Source organism: Nitrospiraceae bacterium (genome assembly GCA_021373015.1).
Classification (GTDB): Bacteria; Nitrospirota; Thermodesulfovibrionia; order Thermodesulfovibrionales; family UBA1546; genus JAJFTJ01.
The window spans coordinates 86,604-104,443 of sequence record JAJFTJ010000005.1; the positions used below are offsets into that span (position 1 = coordinate 86,604).

Consider the following 17,840-nt stretch of genomic DNA (forward strand, 5'->3'; position numbering starts at 1 on the left):
CATATTTTGAGCACCATAAAGCAGTCTGAACACAGAAAGAAAGTTTCTGTCTGTATGGCTACATGCAACGGCAGTAAATTTATTGAAAGTCAGCTGAAGAGTATCCTGCCTCAATTGGAAGAAGAGGATGAGGTAATCATATCAGACGACTGCTCTACGGATGGGACTGTAGATATAATAAAATCTCTCAATGATAAAAGAATTTTTGTTTTAAAGGCTAATTTCCAAAATTATGTAAAAAATTTTGAAAATGCTCTTTCAAGCGCTTCAGGAGAAATTATTTTTTTGTCTGATCAGGATGATGTATGGCGCCATGATAGAGTATCCCGCATAATGGAATTGTTGATGAAATATGATCTTGTTGTTTCTGATGCCGAGATAATTGATGGTGAATCTAAAATTTTAAATAAATCAATTTTTGAACTGATTGGTTCGGGGAAAGGCATTTTAAAAAATTTTATGCACAACAGTTATATCGGCTGCTGTATGGCCTTCAATAAATCAATTCTTTCTAAGGCTCTGCCGTTTTCAGCAAAAATTCCTGCACATGATTGGTGGATCGGTATGATAAGTGAGTTTGTTGGGAAAATATATTTTTGTAATGAAAAACTGGTTTTTTATCGTAGACATTCTTCTAATAAAACCTTTACGGGCAATAAAAGCAGAAATACGATTTATGACAAAATTAAGTATAGATATATTTTAGGGTCAGCTCTTATTTCGAGACTTTTAAAAGAAAAATTTATAAAATTTTTGAGTATGAGGTAATGCAGATAAATATTAGTTTTTCTATTGTTTTATACAAACCTGACAGGGATCTTTTATTTAAAACATTAAGAAGCCTTGAGACTGCTCTTTTGAACTTGCCGCTTTCAACCTCAGTTCTTTATATTATTGATAATAGCCCTGAAAATCATATTACGTTCGAAGCCACTGAATCATTTCAAGTCGTATATATAAAAGGCCATGGCAATATTGGTTTTGGTCAGGGGCACAATCTGGCAATATCAAAGACAAACAGTGATTTTCATTTAATCCTGAATCCTGATGTTGAAATTGCCTTTGACGGACTTAATAATGCACTTGAGTTTTTTTCTGCCCACCCTGAATGTGGACTGATTGTCCCTGCAGTTTTCGATAGAACTGGGCAAAGGCAGTATCTTTGCAAAAGATATCCATCTATTTTAATCCTGGCATTGCGAGGACTCGCTCCTCAGTGGTTAAGAAAAATTTTTCATAAACAGCTTGATTATTTTGAGATGCGAGATGTGATCAGCAATAATGTTGTATGGGATCTTTTGCTTGTCAGCGGCTGTTTCATGTTTTTCCGCACAGATGTAATAAAAAAACTTGGAGGTTTTGATAAGAGATTTTTTATGTATTTTGAAGATTCTGACCTTAGTATTAGAGCTAAAAAAATAGTGAAAATCGCTTATATCCCATCTGTGAAAATTAAGCATTATGGCGGTTACGCAGCTAAAAAGGGATTTAAACACATTATAATGTTTGCAAGATCAGCTGTAACTTTTTTTAGAATCCATGGCTGGAAATTCTTTTAACCTGTTATTTTTTACAATGATAAAACTCATTATATATTTTAATGTTAAATAACAAATACAATCTATGAATATATTTATTGCAGGAGGAACAGGATTTGTCGGAGGACATCTAATCGATGCGCTCATTGAGCTTAATCATAAGCTCAGATGCCTTGTGCGTTCAGAAAAAGCACAGAATAGTTTTAAACAGAAGGGCATTGAGGTTGTTGTTGGAGATATAACAATGCCTGAAACAATTAGAAATGCCTTAAACGGCATTGATCTCGTAATACATCTTGTGGGAATTATTCATGAAACAGATTCATCCACATTCAGAAAGATACATGTTTACGGCACAGAAAATCTAATCTCTGAATCAAAGAACTCAGGAGTGAAACATTTTTTTTATCAGAGTGCTATTGGGGCTGACATAGATTCGTGGTCAGGATATTTGAGAACAAAAGCTGAGACTGAAGAGATTGTTAAGGCGTCAGGGATCCGATTTACAATTCTTAGGCCTTCAATTTTAATCGGGCCATGGGATGGATTTACAAGGAAGATAATAAACATAATTAAAAAATCTCCGATAATTCCTATACCAGGTTCTGGAAAATCAAAATTTCAGCCTTTATATATTAATGATTGGGTGAAGTGCGCTCTCAAGATAATTGATTCACCAGAAGCTTACTCAGGAACTTTTGAGATAGGTGGTCCTCAGCACCTCACCTATGATGAAATTTTAAATAACCTGTTGATTGCGTTAAACGTAAAAAAACCCGTTTTTCATGTTCCTATGGGTTTAATGAAATTAGGAGCTTTTTTTGCAGAAAAGATATTAAGTGTTCCGCCCGTGACCATTGAACAGCTTGGATTGCTAGAGAAAGATAATCTATGCCCTATTGATTCAGTTGAAAAGAGTTTCGGATTTAAACCGCTTAAATACGAAGATGCTCTTAAAACCTTTATTAACCAGAAATGATTTAAACTTGCAACATACCGCAGTTTTTAAGTAAGATTAAGAATGCAAAACACAATAAAACACCTGATCCAAAAAAACAATTCAAAGATAATCCTTGTTGTGCTTGACGGGCTTGGAGGTCTTCCAATGCACGGTAAGACAGAACTTGAAACAGCTGATATCCCTAACTTAGATATGATTGCTCAGAACTCTGCATGCGGTATGCATCTTCCTGTTGGATACGGCATAACACCTGGGAGCGGACCCGGACATCTTGCGCTTTTTGGATATGATCCTGTTGAATGGCAGATTGGAAGGGGAGTTCTTGAGGCGCTTGGTCTTGGCGTGGAATTGAAAAAAACAGATATTGCGATCAGAGGAAATTATTCAACGATAAAAAACGGTATCATCAAAGACAGACGAGCTGGCAGAATCCCTACGGAAAAGAATAAAGATATTACCGGACTGCTTCAAAATAAGATAAAGAAGATAGGAGATGTTGAGGTAATCTTTACTTCCGGCATGGAACACAGATTTTCCATAGTCCTTAGATTTCCTGACTCTCTGGAAAAAGGCTCTGGAGTGATTCTTGATACTGATCCTCAGAAGGAAGAAAAAGCGCCGCTTGATCCTGTGCCAGAAACAAAACAGGCTGAAAAGATCATTCCTGTTGTAAAAAACTTGATAAGCCAGATTGAGGATATTCTGAAAAAGCAGGATAAGGCCAATTTTGCATTGCTGAGAGGATTTTCACAAGCGCCTGATATCCCTCATTTCAATGAGGTGTATGGGCTTAAGTCTCTTGCAATTGCATCGTATCCGATGTACAGGGGGCTTGCAAAACTTATCGGTATGGATGCGCCTGAGATAAAAGGAGATGTTGAAACAGAAATAGAGATTGTGAAGCAAAAATATAAAGATTACGATTTTTTCTTTGTTCATGTGAAAAAAATTGATTCATATGGCGAGGACGGAAATTTTGTAGAAAAGGCTAATCAGCTTGCGAATTTTGACAGCATGCTCCCTCAGATTCTTGCTCTGAATCCTGATGTACTTATAATCACAGGTGATCATTCGACTCCGTCACTGCTCAAGGGACACAGCTGGCATCCTGTGCCTGTGCTTTTGAAATCCCCTTATGTTTTTGGAAATACCTGCCGTTCTTTTACAGAGAGGGAATGTCTAAAAGGAGAATTTGGTATTTTTAATACAGTTAATCTTATGCCGCTTGCACTTGCCAATGCACTTCGTTTAAAGAAGTTTGGAGCATGATTGATACACATTGTCATCTTGATATGGACGCCTTTTCTTCTGACAGAGAAGATGTCATAGCCCGCGCAAAAGAATCAGGAATAGAAGCGCTCATTTCTGTAGGTTCTGATAATAAAGGAAATCTTGGCAGCCTTGCACTTTCCAAAAAATACGATTTTATCTATTCTTCTGTTGGCATTCACCCGCATGATGCAAAAGATTTTTCTGGCGAGACATATAATCAAATCAAAAAATGGGGAGAAGAATATAAATTTTCAAAAGAAATAAAATCTGATAATCCCAAAATTGTTGCTATCGGGGAAACAGGGCTTGATTATCATTATGACAATTCACCTCGTGATATACAAAAAAAAGTATTCAGGAAACATATGGAATTAGCTCAGGAACTAGACCTGCCTGTTATTATTCACAGCAGAGAGGCAAAAGAAGATACACTTAAAGTACTGCGCGAATCAAAATTGAACAAAGGCGTATTGCATTGTTTTTCCGGAGACAGAGATATGGCAGAAAAGGTAATGCAGATGGGTTTTTATATTTCTATCGCAGGCCCTGTAACATTCGGCAAGTCCAAAGAATTGATGGAAATTGTAAAGATAATCCCCGACAAGTATCTACTTATTGAGACAGACTCCCCATATCTGACTCCGGAGCCTTTCAGAGGAAAGAGAAACGAACCCGCATATATTGTTCATACAGCTAAGAAAATAGCAGAGCTGAGGAATATTGGATTTGAGGATATTGAGAGAATTACAACATTAAATTCAAAAAAGTTATTCGGGATCGGAGAGCTACCAGAAAAAGGAGAATTTACTTATAAGATTAGAGATAGTCTTTATATAAATGTAACGAACAGATGTACGAATAAATGCTCTTTCTGCGTAAGATTTCATACTGATTATGTTAAGGGACACAATCTCAGACTCTCTGAAGAGCCTACAGAAGATGATATAAAAGCAGAAGTAGGTGACCCGTCTAAGTATAAGGAGATAGTATTCTGCGGATACGGAGAACCGCTGTTGAGACTTGATCTGGTTAAGAATCTTGCCTGCTGGGTTAAAGAAAAAAACGGTTCAGTAAGAATCAACACAAACGGGCATGGCAACATTATCAATAAAAGAAATATTCTTCCAGAACTTAAAGGGATTGTTGATGCGGTTTCAGTTAGTCTTGATGCACATGATGCATCTACTTATAACAGTATATGTTCTCCGATATTTAAAAACGCATTTCCCGAAGTAATAGAATTCATAAAAGAGGCTAAAAAATATATACCTATTGTTCAGGCAACAGTTGTAGAAATTAAAGGCGTTGATATAGAAAAGTGCAAAAAGATAACGGAAGATCTAGGCATTATACTGAGGATCAGGAAGCTTGATGCTGTTGGCTGATCCAAACTAATAATGCCTCGACCACCTGAGGGTCGAACTGTTTTTTTGACAGGTTTTTTATCTCAGCGAGAGTTTCTTTTTCGCTAATCTTATCTCTGTAAGGCCTGTCAGATGTCATTGCATCAAATGCATCAGAGACAGTAAGTATTCTTGATATTAAAGGTATGTCATTGCGTTCGAGTTTAAATATCCCATTTTCTCCGTTCCAATGCTCATGATGGTACTTTATTCCGTCAAGAATATCATCAAATGTTTTAAGTCCAGAAAGAATTTTTACTCCAACAGTAGGATGTGTTTTTATTATTCCCCATTCTTCTTTATCTAGGGGTCCTTTTTTATTCAGTATGTGAGGAGGGATTGCAATCTTTCCGATGTCATGCAAAAGAGAACATATCCGCAGACGATCAGTCTGTTGTTTGCCTATGCCCATCTCATTCGCAATGCCGTGACTGTAGAGCATCACACGCTCTGCATGTCCGCTTGTCCATTCTGCTGTTGATTCAAGAGCGTTTACGAATGATTTTATTGTGCCAAGCATCATATCTTCGATTTCCTGATAGAGGATTTTATTTTCAATTGCAAGGGCGGCCTGATTAACTATAAATCTGAAAAGTTTTATATCGCTGGGATAGAATGCCTCTGCTGTTATTTTGTCAGCAAGTATCATTAACCCGACTGTCCTGCCTTTTATTGTCAAAGGACAGAATAGTGCAGAATTTAATCCGTAGAAATTATTACTGGTATCTATCTCGTTTATTTTATTGAATACTACGGGCATGCCGCTTTTCATTATGTTCAAGAGCGGCTCCCTTTTACCGTTTAATATCTTGTTCTTTTCCCATATGCCGTAACACGCCTTTGTATGAAGCATTGTATTGTTTTCATCAAGAAATAAAACAGCGGTTGTTGCCACCCCTAAAGTTGCAGCAGCTTCGATGACTAGATTTTCGTAGATTTCATTAACATTGCGGCATGCGAATATATCTGAAAGCTTGCATAGAAGAGAATTTTCTTCATATGAATTGCTCAGCTCTCTGACGGTATTATCAAAGTCTTTATTAAAATTGGATATTAACAATATGATTCCATAATGAATGATGTGAATTGATTATAGAATATCTAGAAGGAAATTGTCACGAATTAATTGGAGAATATCAGTGTGAGACATATGGCAAGTACGATTAAACTCCATGGTATGAATGTAGCAATAAAAGCTTTTTTAATTTCATCAAATAAAGAGTTAAAATTCACAGAAAATCCTATTGCAGCAAGTGCGCCGCTAAGAAAAAACTTACTGAGAGATTCAGCTATCTGAAAGATATAGTGCTGATTATTTACGATGTTTGCGATTATCGCAAGCATGATAAAAACAATAATAAACCAGGGGAAATAAAACTTCTTTTCTTTTCCTTTGAGCCATAGAACAATCAGCGGAAGGAATATCAAGAATGAAACCCTTATAAGTTTTAATTTGAGCGCATAAGAAAGCACGTCTTGTCCCGCTGTAAGAGCAGTTGTCTTAACTTGCCCTATTGTTGGAAGGGTAGTGCCAGTTAAAAAAGCGAATTCATTTTTGTCGAACATTATTATTCCGTTGAGAATTGGATAAAATATCATTCCTGCTAACCCGACTATTAGTATGACAAAGACTGACAGTGATGTTTCTTCTTTTTTTGCATCTATAAGAGGTGATATTACTGTAATTGCAGATGAGCCGCATACTGATATGCCGGTTGAGAGCAGTATGCTTATGTTCTTAGAAAAACCAAGTTTCTTGGAGAAAAAATACACAAATGAAAAAAGCATAAAGAAAATCAAAACTACATAAGGAAACTGTTTTGTCTCCACTCCTGTAAAAGTCAGTTGTGTGCCGTATAAGGCAATGCCTATCGGAAGAAAGATTTTCAGCGAAAATGAAATACCGTCTGAAAGAATCAAAATATTTTTTGTGAAGTTTCCCAAAACCATTCCAAGTATGATCGATATAATCAGCATATCAAATGATTGATGCAGTGAAGATAAAAAGAAAGAAACGATCATAATAAGTATGATGACTGCGATTCCCGGTAATATTCCCCTAAAGTTTTTCATGGTATTTTATGAAATTTAGCATAAAACAACATTTTTTTCGACTGATAAAATTTAGGATCAAAAAATAGCCTATGCTAATATAGTTCATGGCCAAAGATATCAAGCAAATTCTGGACAGATTTTACAGAGGATACAATTTTAAGGAAAGGATGTTTTCTGACCCGATAGAGTTTCCGCACAAATATCAGAGCAAAAATGATATTGAAATCTCAGGTTTTGTATCCTCGTGTTTTGCTTATGGAAAAGTTGATTTATTCAAATCTGTAATAGAGAAAATACTCGGTTTTATGGGCAGGAGCCCATATGATTTTGTGAAGGAGTTTAATGCTGACAGGGATTCTGAAAAATTTAAAAATATACGATACAGGTTTAATAAAGAAAAGGATATTGTCTGCCTGATTCACATTATAAGCAAACTGCTCAAGAAACACTGCTCAATAGAAAATGCATTCAAGAAATTTTTCAATGAAGATGATCCTGACATTGAAACTGCGCTTAAAGGATTTATTAAAGAAATTACAGAGATAAACACAACAGAAATTTATGGCAGGAACATAAAGCCGCAAGGTTTAATGCAGTTTTTCCCTTCCCCTAAGGATGGCAGTGCGTGCAAAAGGATGAATCTTTTTCTTAGATGGATGGTAAGAGACAGGGATATTGATTTTGGCATTTGGGATGGAATTCCAAAAAACAAGCTTGTGATTCCTCTGGATACGCATATAGCAAAAATATCAAGATGTTTAGGCCTTGCAACTCGAAAATCTCCTGACTGGAAAATGGCTGTTGAGATAACGAATTCACTCAAAAAACTTGATTCTGAAGACCCGCTTAAATATGATTTTGCACTCTGCCATCACGGGATATCGGGTGTCTGCAAATCAAATATGCAAAAATCCGAGGAATGCAGAGGGTGTATTTTTAAAACTGATTGACAAAGAATTCTTTTTGTGTTTTAATACTTTTGCCTTTAAACATAGTTCGGCGAGACTGTGAAGGCGGAGGAGACAGCGTGAGCTGCAAAAAATACATAACCAATACAACCTTCCCAGGAAACCGGGAAGGTTTTTTTATGCCTGCATATGTCTAAAGAACTAATGAATAAAAAAGATATTGACAGGACCCTTGCGCGCATTGCGCATGAGATTCTTGAAAAAAACAAGGGGACAAAAGAGCTCTGCCTGTTTGGTGTGCAAAGAGGAGGGGTATATCTTGCAAAGAGACTGGCAAACAAAATTAAAGAGATAGAAGGCAAGGACATACCTGTTGGAGCAATCGATATATCTTTTTACAGAGATGATCTTAATATCAGAAAAGAACAGCCTGCTGTAAGAAATACGGAAGTGCCGTGTGAAATTGCAGACATGAAAGTCGTGCTTGTAGATGATGTTCTTTTTACCGGCAGGTCAACAAGGGCTGCTCTGGATGCATTAATGGATATTGGAAGGCCTGCGAACATACAGCTTGCTGTGCTTATAGACAGGGGACACAGAGAGCTTCCTATAAAAGCCGACTTTGTCGGGAAAAACATCCCAACAGCCCTGAATGAAAAGATAGATGTGAGCCTTGAAGAAGAGGGAACAGAAGACAAGGTGACAATAGAATGAAACTATCGTCAAAAGATCTTTTGGGAATAAAGGATATTACAAAAGATGAGATAATGCTTGTCATTAACACAGCGTCTGGCTTTAAGGATGTGCTTAAACGTGATATCAAAAAAGTCCCTGCCTTAAGAGGAAAGACCTCGGTTAATTTATTCTTTGAGCCCTCAACTAGGACAAGAACATCTTTTGAACTTGCTGAAAAAAGGCTCAGCCTTGATGTGCTCAGCCTTTCAGTGCCAACAAGCAGTGTTGTTAAGGGTGAAAGTCTGATTGACACAGCTTTGAATATACAGGCTCTTGGAGCAGACTTTGTAATCATAAGACATTCGTCTTCAGGCGCGCCTCATATACTTGCAAAGCATCTTAAGGCATCTGTTATAAATGCAGGTGATGGGACAAATGAACATCCGACTCAGGCTCTGCTTGATGCATTCACAATAAAAGAAAAAAAAGGGAGCTTTGAAGGTCTGAAGATTGCGATTGTAGGTGATGTGCTGCACAGCCGTGTGGCAAAATCAAATATTTATCTTCTTACAAAATTCGGAGTTGAACTCAGACTTATTGGTCCTCCTACGCTTGTTCCTCTCGAACTGGAATCTCTTGGAGTAAAAGTATTTCATGATATTGAATCAGGACTCAGAAATGCTGATGTGATTATTACTCTGAGAATACAGATGGAGAGGCAGGGTAAAGGATTTTTTCCTTCAACACTTGAATATTTCAAATACTGGGGACTTACAGAAGAACGACTCAGATTTGCTGATAAAGATGCAATCGTAATGCATCCTGGACCGATGAACAGAGGAGTAGAAATAGAATCACATATAGCAGACGGCCCGAAATCAGTAATACTTGAGCAAGTCACGAATGGTCTTGCTGTAAGAATGGCTGTTATGTATCTTCTGGCAGGTATGAGAGCATAGATGAATAGTATATTAATAAAAAACGGCCATATAGTAGACCCGTCACAGAAGATTGACGAGATAGGCGATGTATTAATTGAAGACGGAAAAATAAAAACTGTTGGAAATTCAGTTGAACAGTCTCTTGTCTCCGGCATGCAAATTATTGACGCAGGCGGGATGTATATCTTCCCTGGCTTAATAGATATGCATACACATTTGCGAGAACCTGGATTTGAATATAAGGAAACAATAAAAACCGGAACAACAGCAGCTGTTAAGGGCGGGTTTACATCAGTGTGTGCAATGCCCAATACCAATCCTGTTAATGACAACTCAAGCGTTACTGATTTTATTATAAGAAAAGCAATCCAAGAAGGCGCATGCAATGTATATCCAATAGGAGCAATAACAAAGAAACAAAAAGGCGAGGAATTGGCAGAGATGGGCATTATGCATGAAGAAGGATGCATTGCCTTTTCTGATGATGGAAGCCCTGTGATGAACAGTATGATAATGAGAAGGGCTCTTGAATATTCAAAAGTTTTTAACGTCCCTATAATATCTCATTGCGAGGATTTGATTTTGTCAGAAAGCGGTGTGATGAACGAAGGGCTGCTATCGCTCACACTTGGATTAAAAGGAATACCTTCTGAAGCTGAAATAATAATGGTTGCAAGGGATATAGCTTTGTCAACACTTACAGGCGGAAGACTTCATGTGGCGCATGTTTCTACTGAAGGTTCTGTAAGGCTAATCAGAAATGCAAAGGAAATGGGAATAGATGTTACTGCTGAGACATGTCCGCATTACTTCAGCCTGACAGAGGATGCAGTGAAAGGTTATAACACAAATGCAAAGGTTAATCCTCCTCTGAGAACAGAGAAGGATATTAAGGCGATTAAAAAAGCATTGAAAGACGGAACAATCGATGTGATTGCAACGGATCATGCTCCGCATCATAGAGATGAAAAACTGAAAGAGTTTGATACTGCGCCTTCAGGAATATCAGGGCTTGAGACAGCATTCAGTTTAAGTCTTAAACTTGTTGAAGAAGAGATTATTACTATAAATCAGCTGGTGGAGAAAATGGCCTTGAATCCGGCAAAGATATTAGGATTAAACAAAGGCAATCTAAAAGTCGGAGCTGGTGCTGAACTTATAATAGTTGATACGAAAAAAGAATATATTGTTGACTCTGAAAAATTTGTTTCTAAAGGGAAGAATACTCCCTTTGAAGGATTTAATCTTAAGGGCATGGTTAAGACTACTATATGCAAGGGAAAGATTTATGAGTGGTAAGGCGTTACTGGTTCTCTCTGACGGTCTGGTTTTTGAGGGCATAAGTTTCGGCTCTGAAGGCGAGACTATAGGCGAAGTTGTTTTCAATACATCAATGACTGGGTATCAGGAGATAATTACTGACTCTTCATATAAAGGGCAGATAGTCACAATGACATATCCCCAGATTGGAAATTACGGTGTCAACACTGAAGATATAGAGTCATCAGGAGGCCCAAAGATTGAAGGGTTTGTTGTTAAGGAATATCTTGATCTGCCAAGCAACTGGCGTTCTTCAATGTCTTTAAAACAGTATCTTACAGAAAATAAAATTGTAGGAATAGAGGGAATTGACACAAGGGCTTTGACCAGACATTTAAGAAACAAGGGCGCACAGATGGGGATTATCTCGACTGCTGATATGGAGCCTGAAAGGCTGCTATTAAAGGTGAAAAAGCATCCCGGCATATCTTCGCTTGATCTTGTTAAGGATGTTACAACAAAAAAACAATATGAATGGGATGAAGGCTGTTGGAACTTATGTGCAAAGAAAAATCTTCAAAATTCAAAATTAAATACATATAAAGTTATTGTCTATGATTTTGGCATCAAGTTAAATATATTAAGAAATCTTGTGAATGCTGGATTTGATGTGACGGTTGTGCCTGCGCAGACGCCTGCTGAAAAAGTTCTTGAGATGAATCCTGATGGAGTGTTGCTAAGCAATGGTCCTGGAGACCCTGAGACAGTAAAATACGGAATTGAAAGCGCAAAGAAACTTTTAGGTAAGAAACCTATTTTTGGAATATGCCTTGGCCATCAGATTCTTGGACTTGCACTTGGAGGAAGAACATATAAACTTAAATTCGGCCACCATGGCGGCAATCATCCTGTCAAGAATTTATCAACCGAAAAAGTAGAGATAACATCACAGAATCATAATTATTGCGTAGATATAAAAAGCATAAAAGACAAGGTGAAACTAACGCATCTTAATTTATACGACAATACTGAAGAAGGCATGCAGCATGCAGAGTTGCCTGTTTTCTCAGTTCAATATCATCCAGAAGCCGGACCAGGACCAAATGATTCAGTTCATTTGTTTAAAAGATTTAGGGAGATAATTGAAGGGAAACGCTGAGGCATATAAATTTGAAATCTAAGGTTTTCTCCATTTGCAAGTTGCTTTAGTTTATGCAGAGAATAAATATCTTAAAAATAGACTTTAAGCTGAAAATCACTAGTAATACTGCAGCTGAACGGGAGCAAGATAGTTTATGCCAAAAAGAAGTGATATAAAGACAATACTTTTAATCGGATCAGGGCCAATAGTTATAGGTCAGGCATGCGAATTTGATTATTCAGGGACTCAGGCATGCAAGGCCTTGCGTGAAGAAGGATACAGGGTTGTTCTTGTGAATTCTAACCCTGCAACTATAATGACTGACCCTGAGATCGCAGATGCTACTTATATCGAACCGCTGACAGCAGACATACTAGAGCTGATTATAAAAAAGGAAAAACCTGATGCTATTTTGCCCACAATGGGAGGACAGACAGCGCTTAATCTTGCAGTTGAACTAGCAGAGAGCGGAGTACTGGACAAAAACAAAGTCGAGCTGATCGGCGCAAAACTTCATGCTATCAAAAAGGCTGAAGACAGAGAACTTTTCAAGGAAGCTATGAAGAAAATTGATCTTGATGTCCCTAAGAGCGCTCACATTGGGAACATGAAACAAGGACTTGAGATTATTGAGACTATTGGATTCCCTGCGATTCTAAGGCCGTCATTCACGCTTGGCGGAACAGGTGGAGGCATCGCATACAATATGGAAGAGTACACAGAACTTCTTGATAAAGGATTAAAACTCAGTCCTGTTCATCAGGTGCTTGTTGAGGAGTCTGTTATAGGTTGGAAAGAATATGAGCTTGAGGTAATGCGTGATACAAAGGACAATGTTGTGATAATTTGCTCGATCGAAAACCTTGATCCCATGGGAGTTCATACCGGAGATTCCATTACAGTTGCGCCTGCACAGACACTCACTGACAAAGAATATCAGACGATGCGTGATGCTTCTATAGCAATTATCAGGGAAATAGGAGTTGATACAGGCGGTTCTAATATTCAATTCGCATTGAATCCTGAGAACGGCAGGATGATAGTTATAGAGATGAATCCAAGGGTTTCCAGATCATCTGCTCTTGCAAGTAAAGCAACAGGATTTCCAATAGCAAAAATTGCTGCGAAGCTTGCGGTCGGTATGACATTGGACGAAATCCCAAATGACATAACAAAAGAGACGCCAGCATCATTTGAACCAACGATAGATTATGTTGTTACAAAGATACCAAGATTTGCATTTGAGAAATTCAGGGGCTCCAATCCTACCCTAACAACACAGATGAAATCTGTAGGCGAGGTAATGTCAATAGGAAGAACATTCAAGGAATCTCTTCAAAAGGCGCTCAGAAGCCTTGAGATCAGCAGTTATGGATTTGAGAATATTAATCTTGATATCGAAGAACTGAAGCCAAAGCTCAAAGTTCCGAATGCTGAAAGGCTATGGTACATTGCTGAGGCGGTAAGAAAAGGAATGTCTCTCAGTGAAATTTATGAGCTTACATGGATAGATCCATGGTTTCTGAATAATATAAAACAGATTATTGATATGGAAGAAGAGATAAAGAAAATGAAACCCGGCAAGGATGCAGGAGAAACACTCAGAAAATTTAAGGAATACGGCTTTTCAGACAGAAGAATAGCACAGCTTACAAAAAAGAAAGAGGATGAGATACGAAAACTCAGAAATGAACTTAGAATAAAACCTGTGTATAAAATGGTTGATACGTGTGCTGCTGAGTTTGCAGCATATACTCCTTATATGTATTCGACTTATGAAAGGCCTTTTTTTAAATTGGGATTATCAAGTCCTGTTACAGATTGTGAAGCAAATCCAACTGACAAGAAAAAAGTTGTAATTTTAGGCTCAGGCCCAAACAGGATAGGGCAGGGCATAGAATTCGATTACTGCTGTGTTCATGCTGTTTTTGCTCTCAAGGAACTTGGATTCGAGACAATAATGGTGAACTGCAATCCTGAGACTGTAAGCACTGATTATGACACTGCCGACAGGCTGTATTTTGAGCCTCTTACAATAGAAGATGTTATGAATATAATCCAGACAGAAAAACCTATAGGAATTATCGTGCAGTTCGGGGGACAGACTCCATTAAAACTTGCAGTTCCTCTTGAAAAAGAAGGGGTTAAGATTCTTGGAACAACGCCTGATTCAATAGACAGGGCTGAGAACAGAAAGAGATTTAAGGAGCTGCTGCACAAACTTAACCTCAAACAGGCGGAAAGCGATACTGCCATGTCTCCAGAAGAAGCATTTGCCATTGCAAAGAAGATAGGATATCCGGTAATGGTCAGACCTTCTTATGTGCTTGGCGGAAGGGCAATGGAGATTGTATATGATGAAATCTCGCTTATGGATTATATGGAGAGGGCTGTAAAGGCATCTTCAAAGCATCCTGTTCTTGTGGACAAATATCTTGAGGGCGCTGTTGAGGTTGATGTTGATGCAATATCTGACGGTTCTGATGTAATAATTGGTGGTGTTATGGAGCATATTGAAGAGGCTGGCATACATTCTGGAGATTCAGCATGCTCATTGCCGGCTTATTCTCTAAGCAAAGATATTGTTGATGAGATCAAGAAACAGACAAAGGCTCTTGCAAAAGAGCTTAATGTTATTGGACTCATGAATATCCAATTTGCTGTGAAGGACAAAGAAATATATGTTCTGGAGGTAAATCCCAGAGCATCAAGAACAATTCCATATGTAAGTAAAGCAACAGGAGTTCCTCTGGCAAAGCTTGCTGCAAAAGCAATGCTTGGAAAAACCCTGAAAGAACTGGGGATTGAAAAGGAAAAGGAGATGACCCATGTTGCAGTTAAAGAGGCAGTATTGCCTTTTGACAGGTTTACAGGAGTTGATGTAATACTTGGGCCTGAAATGAAGTCAACAGGCGAGGTAATGGGAATCGATGCAGATTTTGGCATGGCTTATGCTAAAGCCCAGCTTTCGAGCAGTAACAAGATACCTACCTCAGGCAGAATTTTTATAAGTGTGAGAGATGAGGACAAGGAAGGCATCTGTAAATTAGTAAGACAGCTTAATGATATGGGTTTCGATGTTGTTGCAACACGAGGCACTGCCCAGCATCTGAAAGATAAATGCATTCCTGTTGAAGTAGTGAATAAGGTTACTGAAGGAAGACCGGATATTATTGATATGATTAAGAACAAAGAGGTTCATTTCATAATCAATACAGTCAGTGATGCAAAGGCCCAGAAAGATTCTTACTCAATAAGGAGAAGCGCTTTACAATACAGGATTCCTTACACAACGACCGTATCGGGCGCCAAGGCAGTTGTCAATGCAATAGAGAAACTTTTAAAGAAAAATATGACCATAAAATCTATACAGGAATACCATAATCTTTTATAACCTTGCTTTATTTATTCCTTGAATCTATTATTAGCCATTCCTATAATTACAGAAAAAAGAAACCCGTGTTGAGAGTGTAGAGTTGTGTTAACAAAACTTATCAAAAAATAAGAGATACAGACACTTACGATAAGCGGTTTTATATCTTCATTTGTCTTTCGCAACAGTTTATAGATCAAATAAAGCAAAAACATCAGCGAAAGAAATCCAACGGTTCCTTGATGGCAAAGAACATTCAAAAATAAATTATGTGCATGGTTAAAATGGCTTTCATGCGTTAGATTATACATTTCAGCAGTATTGAACCGTAGGTGTTTAGCTCCGATACCCAATATTGGATGGGCTTTATAGACCTCCCAACTCAGTTCCCATGCAATCGCTCTCCCTCCATAACTTGCAAACTGCATATTTGGAGGAAATGCCATTGCAAATAGTGCACATATTATCAATACTAATGCTGCAATCTTTAATATTTTTTTTCTATCGAAATAAAAAAGGACAAATGGAATAAATAACATTCTGCCGTAGCTCAACCAGCTTCTTGAAGAGGAAAACATTAAAAGGATTAAAATTGCTATGCCCCCGCAGGCAGCCATAGTTTTTTCAAATAACTTGGCTTCTTTAGCTACATTGAAAAAATAATAAAATGCTATTAAAAGAGCAAGGCCTAGATATATCGCTGTATGATTTGTCATTCCCCCTGACGGAAACTCAACGAAATCATTCAATCCCATCTCATATCTCATTAATCCATATGCTCCTGCTATTACTGAAGCTGCAATTACAACACGCAAAATAATTTTTATAGAATTTCTGTCTGAAAAATCAGAAGCAATAATAATAAATATTGTATACATCTTTAGGTAGCCCATGCTTCCAAGCAATGCAAGGCCTGGTTTCAGAGCAAACAAGGCAGAGAGACAGGCAGATGCAAAAATAGCAAGAAAACCTAATCGTACATCTTTAGCAAACAAAACCATACCAATGTCCTTCTCGTAAATATGACGAACAACGAAAAACAAAGCGCTGCTATATAAAAAAATTTCAGTTGGAGATCTGAACAGCGGCAATGAAAAAACAGACAAAAGCAGCAAGAGCCATTCTGCGAGTTTTATTTTTTCGAGCAAATTTTTTTTAAAAGACATTTATTCCTACCCTTTTTGTAATATCTTATTAATATAATTTTTTAAAAAATCGGTAAAGTGTTTAATCATATCAGCAGTTCTTGATATATGTCAATCAATGCTGTTTTACCAGTAATTAAAATCAATTCAGGAATATAAGCAGTAAAATGCGTGAAAGTTTATTCTTCAAGAAAGATTTTTCTTTGATTTAATAACAAATTGAGGTTTCTTATTTATATTTATGTAAATTCTACCAAGATATTCTCCAATAGCTCCTAGAGCAATCAGCTGAATCCCTCCCATTATAAGAACTGTTACTATTAATGATGCCCAACCGCGAACCGGAACATTCATAGTCAATTTTTCAATTATTAGTATCAAGGCAAGTATAAAACCAACAATGGCACTAATGAACCCTAAAAAAGTTGCTATCCTTAAAGGCACGATGGAGAAAATTGTGGCCATTTTCATCCACAGCATGATTCCTTTTGCAAAAGTATAATTACCCTTGCCTTCATGACGTTCATAATGCTCAACTTCAATGCTTGTCAGATTATTTGTTGCCATTAGAATTAATCCATCTACATATGCAAAAGGACCTGTATAGGTTATTATTATATTTTTAACATCACTGCTGATCGCCTTGAATGACGACAGATAAATTTTCTTTGGTTTCCCCAACATAATTGTTGCTGCCTTGTCATTAAATGCGCTTCCTAATACTTTCCACAGTGAGTGTTTCCTTTCTTTAAATTTTGTGTAACAAACGTCAAAGCCTTCATTAATTTTTAAGAATAATTGAATTATATATTTAGGAGAATGTTGAAGGTCATCGTCCATCATTACAATCGTTCTGCCATTGGTATGATTTAATCCTGCCATAATAGCATTATGCTGACCGGTATTCTTCATTAAATTGATTCCTTTAAAAGACGGATAACAATCGCACAGTTTTTCAATTATCTGCCAGCTTTCATCAGGACTGCAATCATTTACTAAAATAACCTCGTAATCTCTGCTCAAGCCGGCTTCTTCCATAGCTTCATCTATCTGTTTTGCAATCACAGGTAGTATTTTTTCGCTTTTATATACAGGGATCACTATAGAAATTTTCACGAACCCATTCCTCTAATCTTTATTTAAAATCCAACATTTAATATCTATGAAC

The 17,840-nt window shown here is 37.4% G+C and carries 15 protein-coding genes; 11 read left to right on the forward strand and 4 right to left on the reverse strand.

What is annotated here, in order from left to right:
- Positions 1 to 6: 6 nt before the first annotated feature.
- The 5 genes from LLF28_01790 (at position 7) to LLF28_01810 (ending at position 5,156) form a co-directional block, all read left to right on the forward strand.
- Positions 7 to 768, forward strand: a complete 762-nt coding sequence (locus LLF28_01790; protein MCE5194178.1) for a glycosyltransferase family 2 protein — start codon at positions 7 to 9, stop codon at positions 766 to 768.
- A complete protein-coding gene (locus LLF28_01795) occupies positions 768 to 1,559 on the forward strand; it encodes a glycosyltransferase family 2 protein (protein ID MCE5194179.1) in 792 nt (263 codons plus the stop codon). The genes LLF28_01790 and LLF28_01795 overlap by 1 nt, the downstream gene beginning before the upstream one ends.
- Before the next feature lie 64 nt (positions 1,560 to 1,623).
- Positions 1,624 to 2,517 (forward strand): NAD(P)H-binding protein, encoded by an 894-nt coding sequence (locus LLF28_01800; GenBank protein ID MCE5194180.1) that lies wholly within the window; start codon positions 1,624 to 1,626, stop codon positions 2,515 to 2,517.
- 42 nt (positions 2,518 to 2,559) lie between these two features.
- Positions 2,560 to 3,768, forward strand: a complete 1,209-nt coding sequence (locus tag LLF28_01805; protein ID MCE5194181.1) for a 2,3-bisphosphoglycerate-independent phosphoglycerate mutase — start codon at positions 2,560 to 2,562, stop codon at positions 3,766 to 3,768.
- Positions 3,765 to 5,156, forward strand: coding sequence for a YchF/TatD family DNA exonuclease (locus tag LLF28_01810; GenBank protein MCE5194182.1), 1,392 nt, complete (start codon positions 3,765 to 3,767; stop codon positions 5,154 to 5,156). The genes LLF28_01805 and LLF28_01810 overlap by 4 nt, the downstream gene beginning before the upstream one ends.
- Here LLF28_01810 and LLF28_01815 read toward each other — a convergent pair.
- Both LLF28_01815 and LLF28_01820 read right to left on the reverse strand, forming a co-directional pair.
- Complete coding sequence (locus LLF28_01815; GenBank protein MCE5194183.1) at positions 5,131 to 6,234, reverse strand: HD domain-containing protein; 1,104 nt, start codon at positions 6,232 to 6,234, stop codon at positions 5,131 to 5,133. The two genes, LLF28_01810 and LLF28_01815, sit on opposite strands and share 26 nt — an antisense overlap.
- 62 nt (positions 6,235 to 6,296) lie before the next feature.
- Positions 6,297 to 7,247, reverse strand: coding sequence for a putative sulfate exporter family transporter (locus LLF28_01820; GenBank protein ID MCE5194184.1), 951 nt, complete (start codon positions 7,245 to 7,247; stop codon positions 6,297 to 6,299).
- An 86-nt stretch (positions 7,248 to 7,333) separates the two neighbouring features.
- Here LLF28_01820 and LLF28_01825 point away from each other — a divergent pair, with 86 nt between their 5' ends.
- From LLF28_01825 to carB, 6 genes are all read left to right on the forward strand, one after another.
- Positions 7,334 to 8,179 carry a TIGR02757 family protein gene (locus LLF28_01825; GenBank protein ID MCE5194185.1) on the forward strand — a complete coding sequence of 282 codons (846 nt, stop codon included), beginning with the start codon at positions 7,334 to 7,336 and terminating at the stop codon, positions 8,177 to 8,179.
- Between the two features lie 147 nt (positions 8,180 to 8,326).
- Positions 8,327 to 8,851, forward strand: a complete 525-nt coding sequence (gene pyrR, locus LLF28_01830; GenBank protein MCE5194186.1) for a bifunctional pyr operon transcriptional regulator/uracil phosphoribosyltransferase PyrR — start codon at positions 8,327 to 8,329, stop codon at positions 8,849 to 8,851.
- Entirely contained in the window at positions 8,848 to 9,771 is a 924-nt protein-coding gene (locus LLF28_01835; GenBank protein ID MCE5194187.1) for an aspartate carbamoyltransferase catalytic subunit, read from the forward strand. The genes pyrR and LLF28_01835 overlap by 4 nt, the downstream gene beginning before the upstream one ends.
- Positions 9,772 to 11,052: a dihydroorotase gene (locus LLF28_01840; protein MCE5194188.1), complete on the forward strand. Its 1,281-nt coding sequence runs from the start codon at positions 9,772 to 9,774 to the stop codon at positions 11,050 to 11,052.
- A complete protein-coding gene (gene carA / locus LLF28_01845; GenBank protein ID MCE5194189.1) occupies positions 11,042 to 12,172 on the forward strand; it encodes a glutamine-hydrolyzing carbamoyl-phosphate synthase small subunit in 1,131 nt (376 codons plus the stop codon). The genes LLF28_01840 and carA overlap by 11 nt, the downstream gene beginning before the upstream one ends.
- Positions 12,173 to 12,308: 136 nt before the next feature.
- Positions 12,309 to 15,548: a carbamoyl-phosphate synthase large subunit gene (carB, locus tag LLF28_01850; protein MCE5194190.1), complete on the forward strand. Its 3,240-nt coding sequence runs from the start codon at positions 12,309 to 12,311 to the stop codon at positions 15,546 to 15,548.
- 11 nt (positions 15,549 to 15,559) lie between these two features.
- On the opposite strand, the gene LLF28_01855 is transcribed toward carB, so the two are convergent.
- A complete protein-coding gene (locus tag LLF28_01855; protein MCE5194191.1) occupies positions 15,560 to 16,693 on the reverse strand; it encodes an O-antigen ligase family protein in 1,134 nt (377 codons plus the stop codon).
- A gap of 165 nt (positions 16,694 to 16,858) precedes the next feature.
- On the reverse strand, positions 16,859 to 17,788 hold the full coding sequence (locus LLF28_01860) for a glycosyltransferase (protein ID MCE5194192.1): 930 nt from the start codon (positions 17,786 to 17,788) through the stop codon (positions 16,859 to 16,861).
- Positions 17,789 to 17,840 lie beyond the last annotated feature (52 nt).